Origin of the sequence: Pseudaestuariivita rosea (assembly GCF_017592335.1) — a bacterium.
Taxonomy (GTDB): Bacteria; Pseudomonadota; Alphaproteobacteria; order Rhodobacterales; family Rhodobacteraceae; genus Parasulfitobacter; species Parasulfitobacter rosea.
Window position 1 is genome coordinate 63743 of record NZ_JACNMP010000002.1, and the last position, 21344, is coordinate 85086.

Consider the following 21344-nt stretch of genomic DNA (forward strand, 5'->3'; position numbering starts at 1 on the left):
AACTTTACGTCAAATTGTGACCATAAAGAATCATTATCAACTTAAGCGTGCAGTTTTAGGAGGTAACAGTGACTGAGATTGAAGACGTTATCCACAAAGCCATTGTTGATTCTATTGTTCTGGATTGTGTTGGCGAAAATCTTCCCTCGTTCGTTTTGGCCCATCTTAGTATGACGCCGGACTGTGTTAAGGTCTTGGATCTGCATGGCAATCTGAATTTCATGAGCGAGAACGGTATGTGCGCGATGGAGATTGACGATTTTTTCAAGGTGGTCGGACATAAATGGTGGGACCTTTGGCCAGAAGAATCGCAGTCTTTCGTCAAATCTGCGTTTGAACGGGCCCGCGCAGGTGAAATCGTCCAGTTCGAGGCCGGTTGCCCCACGATGAAGCACAATATGCGGTGTTGGGATGTGACAGTGCGGGCGATATATTGCCCGAACGGGCGTGTCGACAAGATCCTTGCTGTGTCGCGCGATGTCAGTGGCCAACGCAGCGGATGCGCCCCATGCGGTGGGTGTTTGTGCCGCTATGGTGCGAATTGATCATTAAGTTGTATTTATTCTTGATCTAAATCGGTTCTATACTGGCGTAAACTGGGGACACCCAAGCCCTGATCGCCGTGAAAGGACAAAAATAGATGCAAAGCCAGTCATCCGCATCTTCAATACCGCCAAGTGCCTTGCAGGCTTTGGCTGGATCGTTGTCGCTTGACCAACTGCGGGCACTGGATGGCTTTTTCGCGGCGTCGCAGGATTGCGTCAAACTTCTGACAAGCGACGGCGTGATTCTGAACATCAATCCTCCGGGACTGGATTTGCTGGAACTGGAAGAGACGCAGGATGTCATCGGACAAAGCTGGTGGTCGATCTGGCCCGACAGTGCCCATGCCGCGATGCAGGATGCGGTGGGATGCGGCGCCAAGGGGGCGTCGATGCGGTTTCAGGCGCTGCGGGAAACACGCAGGGGCAACGACCGTAAGTGGGATGTCAGCCTATCACCGATCTTTGATACCGGCGGAAGTGTTGCAGCGCTGCTGGTCGTGTCACAGGACATTACGGCAAACCTAAGCGGCGCCCCGAAAACTTGACCGAATCCGGTTGACAGCCGTTGGCAACTGCTTAAAAGGCGGGGCTTGAACAGTTTTTGGCAGCCCGATGCCGGGTTTGCTGCAGGAGAGATATCATGGCGAAGCCGACCACGATTAAAATCCGTCTGAACTCGACCGCGGGCACGGGGCACTTCTATGTGACCAAGAAAAATGCGCGTACAATGACCGAAAAGATGGTCGTGCGTAAGTACGACCCGGTGGTTCGCAAGCATGTCGAGTACAAGGAAGGCAAAATCAAGTAAGCCGACCTTTCAGACACATGGGGATTACAAGGGCCACGCGTGATGCGTGGCTTTTTGCTTTTGGAGGCACGGGGATGACCCAATTCACGGTCAGGGTGGCCACACGCGCAGATATTCCACAAGTGGATCTGCTGTTATCTCGCAGCTATCCAAAGCTTTTGAAAAACGACTACCCGCCCTCGGTTCTGGTCACGGCCCTGCCTGTGATCAGCCGCGCACGGCCCAGTCTTTTGGCCAGCGGTACCTATTATGTCGCCGAAACCGACGGGGGGCTGATTGTGGGGGCAGGCGGCTGGACGGCATCGCGATCAGCCCCTGTGGCCGATATTCGTCACGTGGTCACGGACCACCGGCACGTTCGGCAGGGGATCGGGCGGCAATTGATGCAGCATATCTTTGATATATCCAAGACCTCGGGCGTGGCGGTTCTGAATTGCATGTCGACGCGAACGGCAGTGCCGTTTTACGCGTCGCAAGGGTTCGTGACGCTTGGGCCCATCGACGTCAAACTGCGGGGCGGTATGATCTTTCCGGCGGTTCAGATGCAGAAAACGTTGTAAGACTCGCGGGATCGCTGCGGGCGCGTCAGTCTTGCCGGTGAAACGTCGCTGGTTTGAAGGAGTATGATTTGATGCGTACGGGGTATCTTTTGCTGATCTCACCAATTGCTTTGATGGGTTGCAGCGCATGTAGCTGCTTGAATAAGGCATAGATGACTGACGTCACGCCGGGCGCGCTGATCCTGGGGGCATCGCGCACCGGATCCACGATGATGTCGCAGATCATCCGGCTGCATCCTGATATTCTAAGTGTGTCTGAGCTGTTTGCGCTGCAGGGCAGCCAGGCATTGGTGCCGGGTCGTATTTCGGGTCCTGCGTTCTGGCAACAGATGGCGCGCCCGACGCCATTGACACGGGTTTTGGCGCGGCCCGATGTTTCCCCGAATGAATTCCTGTACCACACGGTTGAACGTCGTCGGTTCGATGTGAACAACTGCCCGCCCATTCTGGCCGTGGTCCTGCCGCATCTGTTTGAGGACCCCGATGCTGTGTTTGATAGGCTGGCAAAGGGGTTTTCGACAGTTCCCGCCCAGACGCGGCCTGATCATTATCGGCATCTATTTTCCCTGCTGATGCAGGAAACCGGTGCGAAGATGTGGGTCGAACGGTCGGGCGGGTCACTGTTGGGCACTGGCATAGCCGCCGCGGCTTTCCCCGAGGCACGCATGGCCCTGCTTTTGCGGGATGGGCGTGATGTGGTGCTGTCGATGCAGCAGCATAAGCCCTTGCGGTTTATGGTCTGGGTCTGGACCATGGGCAAACGCTTCGGGGTGGATATCCTGAACCCCGACCGTCACGTGGGCCAAAGCCGGATGATTGCATTTACCGAACAGATGCTGGGCCGGTTGCTGCCCGTCCGCCGGATTATTGAACGTGAACCCGAATTGAAAGACTGCGCTGCGTTCTGGTCGGCATTGACGCAGATGGGTATTCGCGCCTTTGACGCTTTGCCCGACAGTCGCAAACACGTGTTTCATTATGAAGATGTTGTCGCCGACCCGCGCGCGCAGCTTGTGCCGCTGGCCGGATTTCTGGGCGTCGCCCCGCATGAGGGTTGGCTGGTGCAGGCGGAACGTTTGCCGGAAAAGAGGCCTCTTAGACGGCACCAATTGGCAAAAGAAGATCAGAAAAACCTGGACGCCTGGACCGAAGAAACCCGGACAATGCTGGACAGATTCAAATAAAAAGGCCGGCACTGGGCCGACCTTTTTCTTATGTATATGAGGTGATCGCTATTCCTGTCCCATAAACATCAGCAGGAACTGGAACATGTTCAGGAAGCTGATGTAGAGGCTAAGCGCACCGTCGTAAGCGGCTTTGTTCAACCATTCCTGATCGCCTGACATGGCCATCTGAACATATGTATTCTTGATCTCTTGGGTGTGGAACGCGGTCAGCGCGGCAAAGATCAGAATGCCGATGGCGGAAATCGCGTACATCATCACTGGCGATTGCAGGAAAATGTTTATGATCATCGCCACGATCAGACCGATGACACCCATGATCAGGAACGATCCCCAGCCCGAGATGTCTTTCTTCGTGGTGTAGCCCCACAGCGACAGGCCAGCGAATGCGATGGCTGTCACGAGGAAGGTCTGCACGATTGAGAACGCCGTGAAGACGATGAAGATCGAGCTGAGCGACAGGCCGATCAGGGCCGCAAAGCCAAAGAACGACAGCTGCACCATGCCGGATGAGGCATTACGCATCAGCGCGCCCCAGCCCAGGAAGATAAAGGCCAGAGGGGCCAGCATGATAACCCAGCGCAATGGCGACAGATAAATGGCCGAGCCAAGCCCGGTCAGCAATGTGCCATTTGCCAGTTGTGCCGTTGCCAGCGTCGGATCGGTCGTCGTTGCCAAACCTGCGATGGCCCATGCGGCCAGTGCAGTGATCAGCATCCCTACGGACATTGTGCCGTAGACTTTGTTCATATGGGCGCGAAGCCCGGCGTCGATCTCTTCCGAGCGGATGCCGGCAGTAGACCGAACTCTCGCGTATTGTTGCATTGCTCTCTCCAAAGGTCACACAGTGACGAAGGGTTATCCCCCCGTTATTGTCCTTGATATTGGCAGAGCGCCAGTCTTTTTCAAGCGTAACTTGTACGAAAACCTGCGTAAAATTGTCATGTATGCCGCAGGTTTTAGATTCAGGCGATATCCCAGAAGGGGCGGCGGGCTTCTTTTGTTGCCTCTGCGCGGGTCAGACCGATGTCTTTCAGCTCATAATCGCTTAGTTTTGCCAGTTCGCGGCGGCTTTTCATGACAGCCAGCATTTGTCTGAGTGACGGGATGCTATGATGACGGCGTTTTGGGAAGTGGTGGATTTCAGTAATGTAGGCCATGGTTGCTTCCTGCAGTTTTTGTGATGTTTTAGAACGTGATGATCAATTTCCTTGATACTTAGGCGACTCGGTGTCATTTTCAAAATGAATGATTGATGGGTTTAGTATCAGGAATTGTGATATAATGAGAAATCTGGACACAACATCATTGCGGTCTTTCGTGGCCGTGGCCGAGGTCGGCGGCATCACCAAGGCCGCCGGTTTTCTGAATCTGACCCAATCGGCGGTGTCGATGCAGCTGAAAAGATTGGAAGAATCATTGGGGCTTGAGCTGTTGGACCGCAGCAACCGCACCGTTGCGCTGACGGGCGCAGGGGAACAGCTGCTAAGTTACGCGCGCCGTATTCTGGCCCTGAATGATGAAGCTGTGTCGCGGATGACGTCGCGTGATTATGAAGGTGAGATCATTCTGGGCGTGCCCCACGACATTGTTTATCCCGCCTTGCCAAAGGTATTGCAACGGTTCGACAAGCAGTTCCCGCGTGTGAAGGTGCAGTTGCTGTCGTCTTTTACCCGCAAGTTAAAGCAACAGTTCGCGGCGGGCGAAGTCGACGTGATTCTGACGACCGAAGAACAGTTGGATCACGGCGGGCAGACCCTGCTGGAACTGCCACTGGTCTGGGTGGGCGCCCCGGGTGGGCAGGCCTGGCGCCAGCGTCCATTGCGGTTGGCCTTTGAACATACATGCGTTTTTCGCAGCGGGGTGCAGAAGCTGTTGGATCAGGCGGGTATTTCCTGGGAAATGGCGGTTGAGTCAGACAGCTTTCGGACGATTGGCGCCATGGTCAGTGCCGATCTGGCCGTGCATGCGATGCTTCAGGGCACGTCGATCAATCATCTGGAACATATCCAGCACGGGGGCGCCCTGCCTGATTTGACGTCGATGAAGGTGAATATCTACCGCAAACCCCGCCCTGAGGTGCCCGCCATCGACGACCTATGCCGCCTGATCACCGAGGCGTATCAGGCCACGGCGACGCAGGCTTTGGGGTAGCATTACATCGTAACGATGACCTTGCCGGTGGATTTTCGGGTGCGTAGCAGCTCAAGCGCGTCGTGGGCCTGTTCCAGCGGCAGGACGTTGCTGACATGGGGGTGCAGTTCGCCCTTTTCATACCATTGCAGCAATTCGCCCAGGCTGCCGATCAGGGCGGGGGCGTCAATCGACAGGTACCCGCCCCAGTAAAATCCGATGACCGAGATATTCTTGACCAGAAGGATATTAGCGGGGATCGGGGGCACATCACCACTTGCAAAGCCGATAACCAGCAGCCGCGCGCCCCGTTTGCAGGATTTCAGGGCCGCCGTGAACTGATCGCCACCCACAGGATCATAGACAACATCTGCGCCACCCAGATCTTTGACCGCGGCGGTGATATCGGCATCTGTGCTGTCGATCAGATGATCCGCACCTGCCGCCTTGGCCGCCGCCAGTTTGTCTGCCCCGCGTGCGCAGGCGATCACGGTCGCGCCCAGTTTCTTGCCAATTTCAACGGCGGTCAGCCCCACACCGCCCGCCGCCCCCAGAACCAGCAGCGTTTCACCCTTTTTCAAAGCGGCGCGCTGCGTCAGGGCCAGATGGCTGGTGCCATAGGCGACCTGAAATGCAGCGGCGTGTTCGGCAGGCATCTTATCCGGAATGGGCAGGCAACGGTTTGCGGGGAAAACACCATAATCTGCCAGCCCGCCGGAATTTCCCATCACGGCGACGCGCGTTCCGACCGGTGGAAAGCTGACACCGGGCCCACAGGCGTCGACAACACCCGCAACTTCGAACCCAAGCGTGAAGGGAAGTGTCGGTTTTTCCTGATATTGGCCCTTTAACAGCAAAAGGTCGGCGAAATTCAGCCCACAAGCGTGAATTTTCACCCGGACCTCTCCCTCTTTTGGTTCAGGTGTGGGTATATCAACGAGAGAGGGAATTTTCCCAAGTTCATTCACTTGATAGGCGCGCATGCTGTTCTCCGGTTATTTTCGCGTCAAATTAAATCAGTGATTGTAAAGACGCGAGGAAAGAATCGCTGTTTTTGCGTGAATTGCGGGATTAGATAGGGTGATGCGTGTGTTTTTTGTTGCCGTTTAGCCTCAGGTTGTAAAAAAACTGTATTCAATCTAGAAACAAACACGCTGAAAAACCTTATAAAAATTGCCTCACGCAAAAGCTTCGTGAAATTAACGTGAAATTTACCGTGAAAAACGCGTGATTTCTTTATAAACGTGTTGTATGATATAAAAAACAACCAGGAGCATACATAATGAAGCATCCCGTTGACGTTCATGTAGGGAAACGTATTCGCCACCGCCGATGGATGGTTGGCATGACGCAACAGCAGCTTGCCGAAAAAGTTGGTATCAAATTCCAGCAAATTCAAAAGTACGAAACCGGCATGAACCGCGTTTCGGCGTCCAGACTGTGGGATATCTCCGATGCCCTTGGTGTTGAGGTGAGCTTTTTCTTTGAAGGTCTCAGTGACATTCAGGATGAAAACAGAACAGATTCGAATGTACCAAGCGATATTCTGGCCGATAAAGAAGCGCTTGAACTGGTGCGGTCCTACTATGCGATCCCAGAAAATCAGCGCCGTCGTCTGTTCGACCTGGCCCGCGTGCTGAGCGAAGCGGCCTGAAAACGTAAAGGGCGTGGTTCTGCTTGACGCGCCCTGTGGATGCGGGATACCGCCAAATCTATGGCGGCCCGCATAAATCTAAGTTCCTCTGATCAGGAAAACCTGCGTGAAACGGCGCATCAGATGGCTGATGCGGCGCGGCAGGCGATTTTGCCGCATTTCCGCAGCAACGGATTATCGGTCGAAAACAAGCTGGCCGGCGATTTTGACCCCGTCACTGTGGCCGATCGTGCCGCCGAAGAAGCGATGCGTGCCATTCTGGCGGACCGGCGCCCCGATGATGCGATATTGGGCGAAGAGTTCGGGCAAAAGGGCGGCACAACCGGGTTGACCTGGGTGCTTGACCCAATTGACGGCACCCGCGCGTTTATTTCCGGCACGCCGACCTGGGGTGTGCTGATCGCAGTGTCTGACGCGGATGGCCCGATCTACGGCATGATCGATCAACCCTATATTTCCGAGCGGTTTGAAGGCGGCTTTGGCCACGCGGCGCTGATCGGGCCGCATGGGCAAATGGCGTTGAAAACAAAGCCAGATCAGCCACTTGCGCAGTCTACGATCTTTACTACATTCCCCGAGGTTGGGTCACAGCCCGAGCGCGACGCCTTTCACGCGGTTGCGCGAAACTGCAAGCTGACGCGGTATGGGATGGATTGCTATGCCTATGCGCTTTTGGCGGCTGGTCAGATTGATCTGGTGATCGAGGCCGGTTTGCAGTCTTATGACATTGCCGCGCCGATTGCCGTTATCCAGGCGGCGGGCGGCATCGTCACGGATTGGAGCGGCGGGCCGGTTCATGACGGCGGGCGTGCACTGGCCGCGGCCTCGGTCCAGCAACACCAGGCAGCGCTAGAGATTTTGCAGCGATTTGACTACGACAGCTGACCAACACGTCCTCCATTCACCCAAACATCTGCAATTGCCCGATCATCCCCCATCATGATGGTGGGGAACACCATATCCCAAAAGGTTTCCGCCTGATTTGCGCGGGTTTCGATGGCGGCGGTCGAGGTCAGATCGATGACGGTGATATCGGCTGCATATCCCGGCGCCAGGTGCCCCAAATGATCATCGGCATGCAAGGTCTGCGCATTGCCAGCCGTCGCCAGCCATAACAACTGCGCCGGATGCAGCGCCGTGCCGGAAAGCTGCCCGATCTCATAAGCCGCGGCTATCGTGCGTAACATGGAAAAGGACGATCCGCCGCCCGTGTCGGTGGCCAACCCGACCTTATGCCCTTCGCCCTTGCGGGCGCCCATATCGAACAGCCCTGATCCGATGAAGGTGTTCGAGGTCGGGCAATGCACCAGCGCGCCGCCCGCATCCCTTAACCGGCTTTTCTCGCGGTCGGTCAGGTGGATCGCATGGCCGTAAAGCCCGCGGGCGCCCAACAGCCCGAACATCTCATACGTGTCCAGATAATCGCGCGCCTTCGGGAACAGTTTTGCCACCCAGTCCAGTTCGGGCAGTTGTTCACTGATATGCGTCTGCATCAAGCAATCGGGGTGTTCGGCCCACAGCTGGCCAAGCACCTCAAGCTGTTCGGGGGTCGAGGTGGGCGAAAACCGCGGGGTAATCACGTACTTGCATCGGTCGCGTCCGTGCCACTGATCCAGCAATGCCTTGCTTTCATCATAGGCGCGCTGCGGAGTGTCCAGCAAAGGCGCAGGCGCGTTGCGATCCATGCAGGTTTTTCCCGCAAAAACAGACATTTGGCGTTCAGTGGCGGCGCTAAAGAAGGCATCGACACTGACGGGGTGCGATGTACAGTAACTGACAACGGTCGTCGTGCCATTGCGCAGCAGCAGGTCCAGATAGGTGCGCGCCATGGCCTGCGCATAGTCGGGATCGACAAAGCGCATTTCCTCGGGGAATGTATATGTGTTCAGCCAATCGATCAGCTGCTTGCCCCAACTGGCAATAATCGCGGTCTGCGGATAATGCGCATGGGTATCGATGAAACCGGGCAGGATCAGATTGCGGCCGTAATCCATCACTTCGGCCTGGGGATAGGCCGATTTCAGGGTGTCGGCGTGATCCACCGCCGCAATCACCCCGTCGCGGATCAGAATGCCGCCCTGGCTGTTGTGATCACAGGCGTCCCCAATCGGCATATGGAACGGGTCGCCCGAAAAAGTCAGTGTTTGGCCAAGCAGCAATCGATCTTGATCTGTCATGGCTGTCACCCTATGCGCAGGAACAGGCAGGGTAAATCCCGCGTTAACCTATTGCCACCGATGTCGGTCGGGTTAGGCTGCGCGCATGATCGAAAGGCGGAACATGACGGAAGAAGTGCTGGAACAGGCCCCCCCCGCAGAAGACAGCTACAAGCTGGATAATAAGCTGATTTCGTCGGTCAGGCTTGCTGTTGCAACCGCTGACAGCGCCCGTTTGCTTGAGTTGCTGCAGCCGTTGCATGCGGCGGATATTGCTGACCTTCTGGAACAGGTCGACACCGCGCAGCGGCGCGAAATTCTGCTGCTGTCCAGTGAGATCGTCGATGGTGAGGTGCTGTCCGAGCTGGACGAAGCCCTGCGGGAAGAAATCATCGATTTTCTACCGAAAGAGGCGCTGACCGAAGCCGTCCGCGATCTTGACTCTGATGATGTCGTCGACCTGGTCGAGGATCTGGACGAACCCACCCAGGAAGCCGTGCTTGAGGCGCTGGATGATGCCGACCGGGTCGCGGTCGAACAGGCGCTGTCTTACCCCGAGGAGTCCGCCGGTCGTCTGATGCAGCGCGAATTCGTCATGGCGCCGGAACACTGGAACGTGGGGCAGGCGATTGACTATATGCGCGCCAATGATGATCTGCCTGAACAGTTTTATCACATCATTCTGGTTGACCCGCGTCTGAAACCCACGGGCTATGTCACCCTGGGGCGGCTTTTGTCGCATCGGCGCGAAGTGCCGCTGTCGATTATCACCGAAGACAGTTTTCGCACAATCCCCGTGACCCAGCCCGAAGATCAGGTGGCCTATGCCTTTAACCAGTATCACCTGATTTCAGCCCCCGTGGTCGACGAAGACGAACGGTTGGTCGGTGTGATCACCATTGATGACGCCATGGCCGTTCTGGATGAAGAGCATGAAGAAGATATCCTGCGTCTGGCCGGTGTGGGCGAAGGCAGTCTGAGCGATAAAGTCATCAACACGACCAGACGCCGTTTCCCGTGGCTGGCGGTGAATCTGATTACGGCGATATTGGCATCCGCAGTGATCGCGCAATTCGAAGAGGCGATCACTCAGATCGTTGCATTGGCCGTGCTGATGCCGATTGTGGCCTCGATGGGTGGGAACGCGGGCACGCAATCGCTGACCGTGGCGGTGCGCGCCATTGCGACCAAAGACCTGACCGGGTCCAACGTATTCCGCGTGATCCGGCGTGAGGTTCTGGTGGGTCTGGTGAACGGTGTCATCTTTGCCGTCGTCATGGGGCTGGTCGGGCTGGTCTGGTTCAACTCGTTCGATCTGGGCTGGGTCATTGCCGCCGCGATGGTGATCAATCTTGTCGTTGCCGGGCTGGCGGGCACGGTTATTCCAGTAATTTTGGACAAGCTGAAAATTGATCCTGCGCTGGCCTCGGGCGCATTTGTGACGACGGTGACAGACGTCGTCGGCTTTTTCGCGTTTCTGGGTCTGGCTGCGGTGGTGCTTTTATGACCCTTGCGGATCGCAAGGCCGAATTGCGCAAGCAGGCTTTCCAACGGCGTGCGCAGGCCCATGCGACGGACAGCGGCGCTGCAGCGGGCGTTTTGTCGTCGGTTCTGGCCGGATATCGCGGCGTGCCAACTGCGGGCTATATCCCCATCCGGTCCGAGATCGACCCGCTGCCCGCCATGGCCGAAGCCGCAGCCCATGGACCGGTTTGCGTCCCGGTCATCGAAGCGCAGGGCAAGCCGTTGAAATTCCGCAGGTGGGAGCCGGACGCAGAATTGGTCGAAGGGCCGTTCAAGGTGATGGTGCCTGCGTCGGGTGACTGGATCGAACCGGAACTGCTGATCGTCCCGCTGGTGGCCTTTACCCGCGCAGGCGGGCGACTTGGCTATGGCGGTGGGTTCTATGACCGCACCCTGCAGAACTTACGCGCCAAACACCCAACCCTGGCCATCGGATTTGCCTATGCCGCGCAAGAGTTTCCCGACATCCCGCTGGACCCGACGGATCAGCCGCTGGATATGGTCGTCACAGAACTAGACCTGGTCATGGTTGGCCCGGATCAAAGTACGTCCTGAACCTTAAGCTCTACAACGAACTTCTGCTGTTGCAGCGTGCGGATTTCGCGTTCATTTGACCGGACTTTACGCCGTAATCTACGAATTTCGTTTAGGTCTGGTTTTTCTGAAATCAGCTCTTGGTCAATGTCAGATTGAAGCCGCTCGAGTTCATACTCAAGTGAGTTAATTCTCCATTCAAAGTCATAAATTTGCTTACCGACGTAAAATGGCTGAAACATTTTACTATGTTGTTCGGGTGAACAAACCTTGTTGATACTATCGCCCCGTCGACCGATCTTGAACGCATTTTCCGGAGTACAGTACTGCTGCAATCCAGCCTGACGACCGACCAACCATTTCTGCTGATTTGGGACAATCCCGATATCTCCACAGGCTTTCGCATGATTGTCCAGATAATCGCTGTAACGACCGCTCTGACCATCTGACAGCCCAATACCGTACCAATCAGCCCGCATACATTCTTTATTGGTCATCGTTTCACATCCAGATAGAACAATAAGAAAAAAACTGAATAAGAAAGCTTTACGGATCATTTGGGCGCCTCGTTTGAAAAGTCTCTGATGACAAGAGAAAAAAGGCGACTGTTAAGCAATAACAAAACACTGTTTTCAGACAATAAGGACGAATTTCGCCCGCAATGCTGTGTTCAGACTTGTTCTTTGAACTGATCAATCCTAGGGCTTTTGACATGAGACTTTTGTTTTTAGGCGATGTTATGGGCCGCGCTGGGCGGTCTGCGATTTCCGAACACCTTCCGAAGTTGCGCCAGGAGTGGCGGTTGGATTTTGTCGTCATCAACGGCGAAAACGCCACGAATGGGGCCGGTCTGTCGGGCGATCATGCCAAGCTGCTGTTTGATGCGGGGGCCGACTGTGTGACGCTGGGCGATCATGCGTTTGATCAAAAGGAAATGCTGGGTTTTATCGAACGCGAACCGCGTATCCTGCGACCTTTGAACTTTGCCAAAACGGCCCCGGGGCAGGGCGCACGTCTGTTCACGGCCCAAAACGGGCGCAAGGTTCTGGTCACGCAAGTGCTGGGTCAGGTATTCATGAAGCGCGCCTTTGGCGATCCGTTCTCGGCTGTTGATCTGGTTCTGCGCAATCACCCCCTGGGTGGGCAGGCCGATGCGATTGTTGTTGATATGCACTGCGAAGCCACGTCGGAAAAGATGGGCATGGGGCATTTTTGCGACGGGCGGGCATCAGTCGTGGTGGGCACCCATACCCACGTGCCCACGGGGGATGCGCAGATTTTACCCGGCGGCACGGCCTATCTGACCGATGCCGGGATGTGCGGTGACTATAACTCGGTCATCGGTATGGAAAAGGCCGAACCATTGCGCCGCTTTGTCACCGGTATGTCAAAGGGCCGCTTTACCCCTGCCATGGGCGAAGCGACATTATCTGGTCTGTTTGTCGAAACCGATGATCAGACAGGCCGCGCCAAAACGGTACGCATGATACGCCATGGTGGCCGTTTGCAGGCAGCAATTCCCTGAAATCAGTAGCGCGCGCCGGATTGCGCTGCTAATCTGTGCTCTGGTCAACGATCTGACAGTTTGGGGATGCTTTGAATGATATTTTCTGACACCGGCTTTCGGATCAAAAAGGGCGCGCCGCTTTGATGACGGGCTTGCTTGAGCTTTCTCAGACCACTCAGGCCATTGTGGCCCTTGCCGTCGTCGCGGGCATGTTCGTGCTGTTTTTACGCGAGTCCTATCCAACCGAAGTCGTGGCCATCGCCGGGGTGTCGCTGATGCTGGTTCTGGGCATTTTGCCCTATGAACGCGCCGTCGCCGTTCTGGCCAACCCGGCGCCCTGGACGATTGCGGCGATGTTTATCGTGATGGGGGCCTTGGTGCGGACGGGTGCCTTGGACTGGTTCACTCAGATGGCCGAACGGCGGGCGGATCGGCAGCCCGTTCTGGCCATTGCCGGGTTGATGCTGTTTGTCATCGTGTCTTCGGCCATCGTGTCGAACACGCCTGTGGTTGTTGTCATGATCCCGGTCTTCGTGCAACTGGCCGGCAGGCTTGGGCTGGCGCCATCCAAGCTGTTGATCCCCCTGTCTTATGCGGCGATCCTGGGCGGCACTCTGACCCTGATCGGGACATCCACGAACCTGCTGGTCGATGGTGTTGCACGGGTCAACGGGCTGGCGCCGTTTACGATTTTCGAGGTCACGCCGCTGGGCATTATTCTGGTGATCTGGGGCATGCTTTATCTACGCGTCATCGGGCCATTTCTGCTGCCGGAACGCACCAGTATGGCAGGCCTGCTGACGCAGAAGTCCAATATGAAATTCTTTACCGAGGTCGCCGTCCCCGAGGACTCAAGCCTGATCGACCAGCCCGTCGGTGACATCGATCTGTTCAAGCGCGAAGGGGTGCGGCTGGTGGATGTGCTGCGCGGCGATGCGTCGCTACGGCGAAACCTGTCCGAGGTCGTTTTGCGGGCCGGTGACCGGGTTGTTCTGCGCACCCAAATGACCGAATTGCTGGGGCTTCAGCAATCGAAAGACGTGCGCATGGTGGATAAGCTGAGTTCGGTTCAGACCACTACGGTCGAGGTTCTGATCACTCCGGGCTGTAAAATGATCGGGCGGTCGCTGGGGTCGCTCCGGTTGCGACGGCGGTACGGTGTTTATCCCCTGGCGGTGCATCGGCGCAATCAGAACATCGGGCGCCAGTTGGATGATCTGGTGGTGCGGGTTGGGGACACCTTGCTGCTGGAAGGCGCGGGCGAAGACATTCAGCGACTGGCGTCTGATATGGAACTGGTGGACGTCGCCAAACCCAAGGCGCGGGCTTTCCGTCGTGGCCATGCCCCTTTGGCCGTGGTGGCCCTGTTGGGGATCGTTGGGCTGGCGGCCTTTGGCGTGGCCCCCATCCTGATGCTTAGCGTTTTTGCCGTCGCGCTGGTCTTCATCACCCGCTGCATTGACGCCGAAGAGGCATTTTCCTTTGTCGATGGACGGTTACTGGCCCTGATCTTTGCCATGCTGGCGATTGGGGCCGCATTGGAAGCCTCAGGCGCTGTGCGACTGATCGTCGAAGCGATTGCACCTGCTTTGGGCGACCTGCCGCCTTTCCTGATCGTCTGGGCGATTTATCTGCTGACGTCGGTCCTGACCGAGCTGGTTTCAAACAACGCCGTCGCGGTAGTCGTGACGCCCATTGCCATCGGTCTGGCCGATGCCATCGGTATCGATGCCCGCCCGCTGGTCGTGGCGGTGATGGTCGCGGCCTCGGCCAGTTTTGCCACTCCGATCGGGTATCAGACAAATATGCTGGTCTATGGTCCGGGGGGGTATCGGTTCACCGATTTTCTGCGGGTGGGCATCCCGTTAAATCTTTCGGTTGGCCTACTGGCCTCGGCCATTATTCCGTTTATCTGGCCTCTATAAGGGTGCTGCACAACGTCTCTCTGCCTGATGGGGCAGCGGACGGCCCGCTGAAAAATCTGATGATCGCTTAGGCCACCCGACCCGACAGTGAATTGGCTAGAAATTGAAGGTCAGCCCGACATTGACCGCGTTCGTGATGACGTCGGTTTCAAGTTCGCCGCCATCTTCCAGATCAGCGGTGTTCGATGAATAGCTGCCCTTGTATTCGCCGAAGACCGACCAGCTTTCATCCAGCTCATACGTCGCGCCCGCCATAAAGACGACTGCGGGGCCGGTGATCTGATAATCAAAGGTATCGTTCGCGCCGATCTCGACATCGACACGCGGAATGGCCAGGCCAACGCCGCCACCGATATAGGGATCCCACCGCCTGTTTTCCTGGCTCCAGCGGTGAAAACCGTTGACTGTCAAAAGGTTAAGGCCGTCCGTGAATTCAAGATCGGAAAATCCGCTGTTGCGTAGGGTACTGTCACTGGCAGCGACCTTGGCGTGGTTCAGCTCAATCCCGTACCCAAGCCGTTCGCTTTGCCACCAGGTCAGACGAAAGCCGAAATAAGGCGGCACTTCGGTCGAATTTCCGTTCCATTCCACATCGAAATCAAAGGTATCATCGCCGGTCGTGCCATCAACATTGCCATCGGGGGCCGACTGCAGACCTGAATAAAGACTCAGCTGAAATTCAGCCTGGGCCAAATTTGCCATACCGATCGCCAAAACGGCGCCTAAAACACTACTTTTCACCAGGTGCATCCCCAACAGACCCGACATCAACTCATACGCGTACATTCAATGTTAAAGAATATCGCCAACACAAAGCTAGACAAAACTGTCAAAAGGTGCCTGTGCGCGAATGTCCGCTGGACGTCACGGCATTGGGGGGCTAAATACCCGCGAAAGGCCGTTTTGACGGTTCACATGCTGTTCGCCATGAAATAGGTGAATGTCGCAAGTCCGGAAGGAGATCTAAGCCGTGTCTCACGCAGACGATTACGAAGGTACACGCCGAGATTTTATCTATTACGCGGCCGCTGGCGCTGGCACTGTGGTGGCAGGTGCCGCTGTCTGGCCGCTGGTCAATCAGATGAATCCAAGTGCGGATGTTCTGGCGCTGGCATCGATTCGCGTTGATGTCAGTGGGTTGCAGCCTGGGTCGCAGCTGACGCAGCTATGGCAGGGCAAGCCCGTGTTCATCCGCTATCGCACCCCGGAAGAGATCGAGGCCGCCCGTGCTGTCGATCTGTCCGAACTGCCTGATCCGGTGGCCCGGAACGACAATCTGGATGAAGCCGTGCCCGCCACCGACGAAAACCGCGCCCTAGGCGAAAGCGGTGAATGGCTGGTGATGATGGGCGTCTGCACGCATTTTGGCTGTGTGCCGGTGGGCGAGGCTGGCGATTTTGACGGCTGGTTCTGCCCCTGCCATGGGTCGCACTATGATACCTCGGGCCGCATTCGCAGCGGCCCCGCACCGGAAAACCTGCCGGTTCCGATGGCCGCTTTCGTTGACGAAACAACAATTCTACTGGGTGAGGAGGCCTAAGACATGTCTGGAATCCCACACGATCACTACGAACCCACATCAGCCCGCGAAAAGTGGCTGCACCGGCGGTTGCCGATTGTGGGTCTTTTGTATGACACCCTGATGATCCCGACCCCCAAAAACCTGAACTGGATGTGGATCTGGGGCATCGTTCTGACCTTTACGCTGGTGTTGCAAATCGCGACCGGCGTTGTGCTGGCGATGCATTATGTGCCGCATGTAGACAGGGCGTTCGCTAGCGTTGAACACATCATGCGGAATGTGAATGGCGGGCATATGATCCGCTATGTGCATATGAACGGCGCGTCGCTGTTCTTTGCGGCGGTCTATGCGCATATCTTCCGCGGTCTGTATTATGGGTCCTACAAGGCCCCGCGTGAGGTGACGTGGATCATCGGCATGCTGATTTATCTGCTGATGATGGGCACGGCCTTTATGGGTTATGTTCTGCCATGGGGTCAGATGTCATTCCACGGGACGGCTGTGATCACTGGCCTGTTTGGCGCGATCCCCTTCGTGGGCGAGTCGGTCCAGACCTGGCTTTTGGGCGCTTCCGCCGTGGGTCAACCTGCGCTGAACCGCTTCTTTTCACTGCACTATCTGCTGCCATTTGTGATTGCAGGCCTTGTGATCGTTCACATCTGGGCCTTCCACACAACCGGCAATAACAACCCGACCGGTGTCGAAGTGCGTCGCACGTCGAAAGAAGAAGCCGAGCGTGATACTTTGCCTTTCTGGCCTTACTTCGTGATCAAGGATCTGTTTGCCCTGGCAATCATCCTGCTGGTGTTCTTCGCCATCGTTGGCTTTATGCCGAACTATCTGGGCCACCCCGATAACTATATCGAGGCAAACCCACTGGCCACGCCTGCGCACATCGTGCCCGAATGGTACTTCCTGCCGTTCTACGCAATCCTGCGGGCCTTTGACGGTGACGTCTGGGTCGTGATCGCGGTCGAATGGATCACCTTCGGTATCGTGGATGCGAAATTCTTCGGTGTGTTGGCGATGTTCGGTGCCCTGGTCGTGATGGCGCTGGCCCCGTGGCTGGACACATCATCGGTGCGGTCAGGTCGCTATAGACCAGCGTTCAAGTGGTTCTTTGCGGTCCTTGTCATCGACTTCTTTGTCCTGATGTGGGCAGGGGCGATGCCGGCCGAAGGCATCTATCCAACCATCGCCTTGATCGGGTCGGCATACTGGTTCGCCTACTTCCTGGTGATCCTGCCGCTTCTGGGCATATTCGAGAAACCGCTATCGCAACCCGCGACAATCGAAGATGATTTCAACGCGATGTATGCGAACAAGGGATCGACATCCGGTGCACCGGCCATGTCGCCCGCTGAATGACTAGGGGATCAATAAGCATGTTGAAGAAACTGACAATCGCAATGGCCCTGACCCTTGGTCTTGCAGCATCCGGTGCAATGGCTGCTGGTAAAACCGGTGAAGTCACCGACTATGACTTTTCTTTCGAAGGGCCCTTTGGCACCTTTGATCAGCAGCAACTTCAGCGTGGGTTGAAGGTCTACACCGAAAGCTGTGCTGCCTGTCATGGTATGAAGTTTGTACCGATCCGGACATTGGGCGATGAAGGTGGCCCGAACTTGCCTGATGATCAGGTGCGGGCTTATGCGGCGATGTTGGAGGTTTATGACGAAAGCATTCGCGATTTTCGTACAGCAACCCCAACAGATCATTTTCCGGAATCAAACCTTGAAAATGCGCCCGATCTTAGCCTGATGGCGAAGGCACGTGCTGGTTTCAGCGGCCCTTATGGCTCTGGCATCAACCAATTGGTTCGCGGAATGGGCGGGCCGGAATACATCGCTTCGCTTTTGAACGGTTACACAGGTGAGATACGCGAAGAAGCCGGTGCCGTACTTTATGAAAATAAAGCGTTTCCGGGCGGATGGATTTCGATGGCACCCCCCCTTGAGGATGGCTGGATCGAATTTGACGACGGTCATGCAAACGATCTGGAGTCCATGTCAAAGGATGTTGCTGCATTTTTGATGTGGACGGCTGAGCCCAAGATGATGGCGCGTAAGCAGGCTGGTCTGACGGGCGTGTTGTTCCTGACGGTTTTGGCGGTTCTTCTGTATCTGACCAACAAGCGTTTGTGGGCGCCGATCAAAGCGCGCGCGAAACAGCGCAAAGACTAAGCCAACGATTAACCTAATGAAAACGCCGCCTTTCTGGGCGGCGTTTTTCGTTAAAATCGGGTTCTGGAAACAGGTCTATTCAGCCGCAACACGCTTTCGACGCGCTTCCAGCATTGGTTTCAGATAGCGGCCTGTGTGGCTATGCTCGACCTCAGCCACCTGTTCAGGCGTGCCCTTGGCCACGACTGTTCCGCCGCCATCGCCGCCTTCGGGACCGATATCGATGATGTGGTCCGCCGTTTTGATCACGTCTAGATTATGTTCGATCACCACAACCGTATTACCCTGATCGACCAGTTCATGCAGCACTTCCAGCAATTTACGCACATCTTCGAAATGCAGACCCGTAGTCGGTTCATCCAGAATGTACAGCGTCCGCCCTGTCGACCGTTTCGACAATTCTTTCGACAGCTTGACGCGCTGCGCCTCGCCACCTGACAGGGTCGTTGCCTGTTGACCCACCTTGATATAGCCCAGACCCACACGCATCAGCGCGTCCATCTTTTCGCGGATCGACGGCACAGCCTTGAAAAACTCCTGCGCGTCTTCAACTGTCATATCCAGGACATCTGCAATTGATTTACCCTTAAACCGAAGCTCAAGGGTTTCGCGGTTATACCGGGCGCCATTGCAAGTTTCGCACGTGACATAAACATCAGGAAGAAAATGCATCTCGATCTTGATCACACCATCGCCCTGACAGGCCTCGCACCGGCCGCCCTTGACGTTGAAGCTGAAGCGCCCTGGTTTATAGCCGCGGGCCTTGGATTCGGGCAGGCCGGCGAACCAATCCCGGATTGGCGTGAAAGCGCCAGTATAGGTCGCTGGATTACTGCGCGGCGTGCGTCCGATGGGGCGCTGGTCGATGTCGATAACCTTGTCCAGGTGCTCTAGCCCGGTGATCCCATCGCAGGGCGCGGGCGTCTGACGGGCCCCATTCAGCCGCATCGATGCGGTTTTGAACAGCGTTTCGATCGTCAGTGTCGACTTTCCGCCGCCCGACACCCCGCTGACGCAGACAAACTTACCAAGCGGGAAATCAACGGTCACATCCTTCAGATTGTTGCCGCTGGCTTTTTTGACCGTCACCTTCTTCTTGTTGCCCTTGCGACGCGTGGCGGGCACCGCGATTTCACGCTGGCCCGACAGGTATTGCCCTGTTAGGGACGCCGGATCGGCCGTAATCTCGGCCGGAGAACCGCGCGACACGATCTGGCCGCCATGCACGCCTGCGCCGGGGCCAATATCCAGAACATAGTCGGCTTCACGGATCGCCTCTTCGTCGTGTTCGACCACGATCACCGTATTCCCCTGATCGCGCAGGTTTTTCAGCGTGGTCAGCAGCCGATCGTTATCGCGCTGGTGCAACCCGATCGAAGGCTCATCCAGCACATAGAGAACCCCCGTCAGGCCCGACCCGATCTGACTGGCCAGTCTGATCCGCTGACTTTCACCTCCGGACAAGGTGCCCGCGTTCCGACTAAGCGTCAGGTAATCCAGCCCGACATTGTTCAAAAAGCCCAGACGTTCGCGGATTTCCTTCAATATCGCCCGCGCAATTTCGTTCTTTTGCGCTGACAGGGTTTCCGGCACGCCCTCGCACCATTTCAGAGCCTCTTTGATCGATTTTTCAACCACTTGCCCCACATGCAGCCCGGCAATTTTCACCGCCAGGGCCTCTTCCCGCAGGCGGTATCCGTCACACACACCGCAGGCACGGTTGTTCTGATATTGCTCAAACTGTTCGCGCGTCCAGTTCGAATCCGTCTCGCGATAGCGTCGCTCCATATTCGGCACCACGCCTTCAAAGCTGCGCGTCACCTCGTAAACCCGGCCACCGTCGTCATAGCGGAACTTGATTTCGTCATCCCCGGACCCATAGAGCAACACTTGCTGCACATGCTTCGGCAAATCCTTCCACCGCGCGTTTTTGTCGAATTCATAGTGCTTCGCCAGCGCCTCGATCGTCTGGGTGTGATAGGGCGACTTGCCCTTGCGCCAAGACGCAATGGCCCCGTCGATCAGTTTCAAAGATGGGTCGGGCACAATCAGCCGTTCGTCAAAAAACAGCTCGACCCCCAGGCCGTCACAGGCGGGGCAGGCGCCAAAGGGCGCGTTAAAGGAAAACAGCCGCGGTTCGATTTCAGGAATGGTGAAGCCACTGACAGGGCAGGCAAATTTTTCGCTGAACGTAATCCGTTCAGGGTCGCCTTCCTTGGGCGCCGTTTCCAGAATGGCGATGCCGTCGGCCAGATCAAGCGCCGTGCGGAAACTGTCGGCCAGCCGTGTCTCAAGCCCTTCGCGTACGACAATCCGGTCGACGACCACGTCGATGTCATGGCGGAACTTCTTATCCAAGGTGGGTGGCTCATCCAGTTCATAGAACTCACCGTCAACCTTGACCCGCTGAAACCCCTGCTTGCGCAGCTCGGCAAATTCCTTGCGGTACTCACCCTTGCGGTCGCGCACGATGGGCGCCAGCAGATAGCCGCGCGTGCCTTCGTCCATCGCCATGACGCGGTCGACCATATCCTGCACCTGCTGCGCCTCGATCGGTTGACCGGTTGTAGGGCTATAGGGCGTGCCGACTCGGGCGAACAAAAGCCGCATATAATCGTAAATCTCGGTCACGGTCCCGACGGTTGATCGTGGGTTTTTCGATGTCGTCTTCTGCTCAATCGAGATCGCCGGACTTAGCCCGCTGATGTGATCCACATCGGGTTTTTCCATCATGTCCAGAAACTGACGTGCATAGGCCGAAAGTGATTCCACATAGCGCCGCTGCCCTTCGGCATAGATAGTATCGAAGGCCAAGGACGACTTGCCAGACCCGGAAAGCCCAGTGATTACAACCAGTTCATCGCGGGGAATGTCCACATCAACCGACTTCAGATTGTGTTCACGCGCACCACGAATTTCGATCTTTTTCAGCTCTGGCATGGGACCCTCATTAACCGATAGGCAAGACATAGCGGGCAGCGCCATCAGGGCCAATGAAAAAATGGAACATTTTGGGAACATTTTGCGAAAAACGGCGGGCGTGCCGTGAAGTTCTGCAGCTCTTTTGACCGCTGACCGATTATAAGGTAAAATGTGAATATTAACGGAA

General features: G+C 56.3%; 22 protein-coding genes. 15 read left to right on the forward strand and 7 right to left on the reverse strand.

Annotation, left to right across the window (positions count from 1 at the left end; genetic code table 11):
- Positions 1-68: 68 nt before the first annotated feature.
- The 5 genes from H7848_RS01870 (at position 69) to H7848_RS01890 (ending at position 3097) form a co-directional block, all read left to right on the forward strand.
- Positions 69-545: a PAS domain-containing protein gene (locus tag H7848_RS01870; protein WP_208347539.1), complete on the forward strand. Its 477-nt coding sequence runs from the start codon at positions 69-71 to the stop codon at positions 543-545.
- 95 nt (positions 546-640) lie between these two features.
- A complete protein-coding gene (locus tag H7848_RS01875; RefSeq protein WP_208347540.1) occupies positions 641-1090 on the forward strand; it encodes a PAS domain-containing protein in 450 nt (149 codons plus the stop codon).
- Positions 1091-1185: 95 nt separating this feature from the next.
- Positions 1186-1353 (forward strand): 50S ribosomal protein L33, encoded by a 168-nt coding sequence (gene rpmG / locus H7848_RS01880; protein WP_007814563.1) that lies wholly within the window; start codon positions 1186-1188, stop codon positions 1351-1353.
- 74 nt (positions 1354-1427) lie between these two features.
- Positions 1428-1913, forward strand: a complete 486-nt coding sequence (locus H7848_RS01885; protein ID WP_208347541.1) for a GNAT family N-acetyltransferase — start codon at positions 1428-1430, stop codon at positions 1911-1913.
- A gap of 152 nt (positions 1914-2065) precedes the next feature.
- Positions 2066-3097: a sulfotransferase family protein gene (locus H7848_RS01890; RefSeq protein ID WP_208347542.1), complete on the forward strand. Its 1032-nt coding sequence runs from the start codon at positions 2066-2068 to the stop codon at positions 3095-3097.
- 48 nt (positions 3098-3145) lie between these two features.
- On the opposite strand, the gene H7848_RS01895 is transcribed toward H7848_RS01890, so the two are convergent.
- On the reverse strand, positions 3146-3922 hold the full coding sequence (locus H7848_RS01895; RefSeq protein ID WP_208347543.1) for a Bax inhibitor-1/YccA family protein: 777 nt from the start codon (positions 3920-3922) through the stop codon (positions 3146-3148).
- A gap of 140 nt (positions 3923-4062) precedes the next feature.
- Positions 4063-4257: a DUF1127 domain-containing protein gene (locus tag H7848_RS01900; RefSeq protein WP_208347544.1), complete on the reverse strand. Its 195-nt coding sequence runs from the start codon at positions 4255-4257 to the stop codon at positions 4063-4065.
- Positions 4258-4378: 121 nt separating this feature from the next.
- Here H7848_RS01900 and H7848_RS01905 point away from each other — a divergent pair, with 121 nt between their 5' ends.
- A complete protein-coding gene (locus tag H7848_RS01905) occupies positions 4379-5251 on the forward strand; it encodes a LysR substrate-binding domain-containing protein (RefSeq protein WP_208347837.1) in 873 nt (290 codons plus the stop codon).
- A gap of 2 nt (positions 5252-5253) precedes the next feature.
- Here the strand turns inward: H7848_RS01905 and H7848_RS01910 are convergent, their stop codons facing one another.
- Positions 5254-6213: an NADPH:quinone oxidoreductase family protein gene (locus H7848_RS01910; RefSeq protein WP_208347545.1), complete on the reverse strand. Its 960-nt coding sequence runs from the start codon at positions 6211-6213 to the stop codon at positions 5254-5256.
- Between the two features lie 299 nt (positions 6214-6512).
- On the opposite strand from H7848_RS01910, the gene H7848_RS01915 reads away from it, so the two are divergent.
- Both H7848_RS01915 and hisN read left to right on the forward strand, forming a co-directional pair.
- Complete coding sequence (locus H7848_RS01915) at positions 6513-6884, forward strand: helix-turn-helix domain-containing protein (RefSeq protein ID WP_208347546.1); 372 nt, start codon at positions 6513-6515, stop codon at positions 6882-6884.
- A 39-nt stretch (positions 6885-6923) separates the two neighbouring features.
- A complete protein-coding gene (hisN, locus tag H7848_RS01920) occupies positions 6924-7769 on the forward strand; it encodes a histidinol-phosphatase (RefSeq protein WP_419555484.1) in 846 nt (281 codons plus the stop codon).
- On the opposite strand, the gene guaD is transcribed toward hisN, so the two are convergent.
- Positions 7757-9061 carry a guanine deaminase gene (guaD, locus tag H7848_RS01925; RefSeq protein ID WP_208347547.1) on the reverse strand — a complete coding sequence of 435 codons (1305 nt, stop codon included), beginning with the start codon at positions 9059-9061 and terminating at the stop codon, positions 7757-7759. The two genes, hisN and guaD, sit on opposite strands and share 13 nt — an antisense overlap.
- 85 nt (positions 9062-9146) lie before the next feature.
- Here guaD and mgtE point away from each other — a divergent pair, with 85 nt between their 5' ends.
- Positions 9147-10547: a magnesium transporter gene (mgtE, locus tag H7848_RS01930; protein ID WP_237072527.1), complete on the forward strand. Its 1401-nt coding sequence runs from the start codon at positions 9147-9149 to the stop codon at positions 10545-10547.
- Positions 10544-11119, forward strand: a complete 576-nt coding sequence (locus tag H7848_RS01935; protein ID WP_208347548.1) for a 5-formyltetrahydrofolate cyclo-ligase — start codon at positions 10544-10546, stop codon at positions 11117-11119. The genes mgtE and H7848_RS01935 overlap by 4 nt, the downstream gene beginning before the upstream one ends.
- Here the strand turns inward: H7848_RS01935 and H7848_RS01940 are convergent.
- Positions 11104-11655 (reverse strand): DUF2799 domain-containing protein, encoded by a 552-nt coding sequence (locus H7848_RS01940; protein WP_208347549.1) that lies wholly within the window; start codon positions 11653-11655, stop codon positions 11104-11106. The genes H7848_RS01935 and H7848_RS01940 overlap by 16 nt on opposite strands.
- 155 nt (positions 11656-11810) lie before the next feature.
- On the opposite strand from H7848_RS01940, the gene H7848_RS01945 reads away from it, so the two are divergent.
- Both H7848_RS01945 and H7848_RS01950 read left to right on the forward strand, forming a co-directional pair.
- Positions 11811-12623 (forward strand): TIGR00282 family metallophosphoesterase, encoded by an 813-nt coding sequence (locus H7848_RS01945; protein ID WP_208347551.1) that lies wholly within the window; start codon positions 11811-11813, stop codon positions 12621-12623.
- 125 nt (positions 12624-12748) lie between these two features.
- Positions 12749-14530: an SLC13 family permease gene (locus H7848_RS01950; RefSeq protein ID WP_208347552.1), complete on the forward strand. Its 1782-nt coding sequence runs from the start codon at positions 12749-12751 to the stop codon at positions 14528-14530.
- Positions 14531-14626: 96 nt separating this feature from the next.
- Here the strand turns inward: H7848_RS01950 and H7848_RS01955 are convergent, their stop codons facing one another.
- Positions 14627-15271: an outer membrane protein gene (locus tag H7848_RS01955; protein WP_419555485.1), complete on the reverse strand. Its 645-nt coding sequence runs from the start codon at positions 15269-15271 to the stop codon at positions 14627-14629.
- A gap of 229 nt (positions 15272-15500) precedes the next feature.
- Here H7848_RS01955 and petA point away from each other — a divergent pair, with 229 nt between their 5' ends.
- From petA to H7848_RS01970, 3 genes are read left to right on the forward strand one after another with little or no spacing between them, the layout of a single operon-like run.
- On the forward strand, positions 15501-16070 hold the full coding sequence (gene petA, locus H7848_RS01960) for a ubiquinol-cytochrome c reductase iron-sulfur subunit (RefSeq protein WP_208347554.1): 570 nt from the start codon (positions 15501-15503) through the stop codon (positions 16068-16070).
- Positions 16071-16073: 3 nt separating this feature from the next.
- Positions 16074-17420 carry a cytochrome b gene (locus H7848_RS01965; protein WP_208347555.1) on the forward strand — a complete coding sequence of 449 codons (1347 nt, stop codon included), beginning with the start codon at positions 16074-16076 and terminating at the stop codon, positions 17418-17420.
- A 17-nt stretch (positions 17421-17437) separates the two neighbouring features.
- On the forward strand, positions 17438-18235 hold the full coding sequence (locus H7848_RS01970) for a cytochrome c1 (RefSeq protein ID WP_208347556.1): 798 nt from the start codon (positions 17438-17440) through the stop codon (positions 18233-18235).
- A 75-nt stretch (positions 18236-18310) separates the two neighbouring features.
- Here H7848_RS01970 and uvrA read toward each other — a convergent pair whose 3' ends face one another.
- On the reverse strand, positions 18311-21175 hold the full coding sequence (uvrA, locus tag H7848_RS01975) for an excinuclease ABC subunit UvrA (protein WP_208347557.1): 2865 nt from the start codon (positions 21173-21175) through the stop codon (positions 18311-18313).
- Between the last annotated feature and the right edge of the window lie 169 nt (positions 21176-21344).

Coding starts and splice junctions, on each gene's coding strand:
- H7848_RS01875 (WP_208347540.1), top strand. CDS start 641: ATGCAAAGCCAGTCATCCGCATCTTCAATACCGCCAAGTGCCTTGCAG.
- rpmG (WP_007814563.1), top strand. CDS start 1,186: ATGGCGAAGCCGACCACGATTAAAATCCGTCTGAACTCGACCGCGGGC.
- H7848_RS01885 (WP_208347541.1), top strand. CDS start 1,428: ATGACCCAATTCACGGTCAGGGTGGCCACACGCGCAGATATTCCACAA.
- H7848_RS01890 (WP_208347542.1), top strand. CDS start 2,066: ATGACTGACGTCACGCCGGGCGCGCTGATCCTGGGGGCATCGCGCACC.
- H7848_RS01895 (WP_208347543.1), bottom strand. CDS start 3,922: ATGCAACAATACGCGAGAGTTCGGTCTACTGCCGGCATCCGCTCGGAA.
- H7848_RS01900 (WP_208347544.1), bottom strand. CDS start 4,257: ATGGCCTACATTACTGAAATCCACCACTTCCCAAAACGCCGTCATCAT.
- H7848_RS01910 (WP_208347545.1), bottom strand. CDS start 6,213: ATGCGCGCCTATCAAGTGAATGAACTTGGGAAAATTCCCTCTCTCGTT.
- H7848_RS01915 (WP_208347546.1), top strand. CDS start 6,513: ATGAAGCATCCCGTTGACGTTCATGTAGGGAAACGTATTCGCCACCGC.
- hisN (WP_419555484.1), top strand. CDS start 6,924: ATGCGGGATACCGCCAAATCTATGGCGGCCCGCATAAATCTAAGTTCC.
- guaD (WP_208347547.1), bottom strand. CDS start 9,061: ATGACAGATCAAGATCGATTGCTGCTTGGCCAAACACTGACTTTTTCG.
- mgtE (WP_237072527.1), top strand. CDS start 9,147: ATGATCGAAAGGCGGAACATGACGGAAGAAGTGCTGGAACAGGCCCCC.
- H7848_RS01935 (WP_208347548.1), top strand. CDS start 10,544: ATGACCCTTGCGGATCGCAAGGCCGAATTGCGCAAGCAGGCTTTCCAA.
- H7848_RS01940 (WP_208347549.1), bottom strand. CDS start 11,655: ATGATCCGTAAAGCTTTCTTATTCAGTTTTTTTCTTATTGTTCTATCT.
- H7848_RS01945 (WP_208347551.1), top strand. CDS start 11,811: ATGAGACTTTTGTTTTTAGGCGATGTTATGGGCCGCGCTGGGCGGTCT.
- H7848_RS01950 (WP_208347552.1), top strand. CDS start 12,749: ATGACGGGCTTGCTTGAGCTTTCTCAGACCACTCAGGCCATTGTGGCC.
- H7848_RS01965 (WP_208347555.1), top strand. CDS start 16,074: ATGTCTGGAATCCCACACGATCACTACGAACCCACATCAGCCCGCGAA.
- H7848_RS01970 (WP_208347556.1), top strand. CDS start 17,438: ATGTTGAAGAAACTGACAATCGCAATGGCCCTGACCCTTGGTCTTGCA.
- uvrA (WP_208347557.1), bottom strand. CDS start 21,175: ATGCCAGAGCTGAAAAAGATCGAAATTCGTGGTGCGCGTGAACACAAT.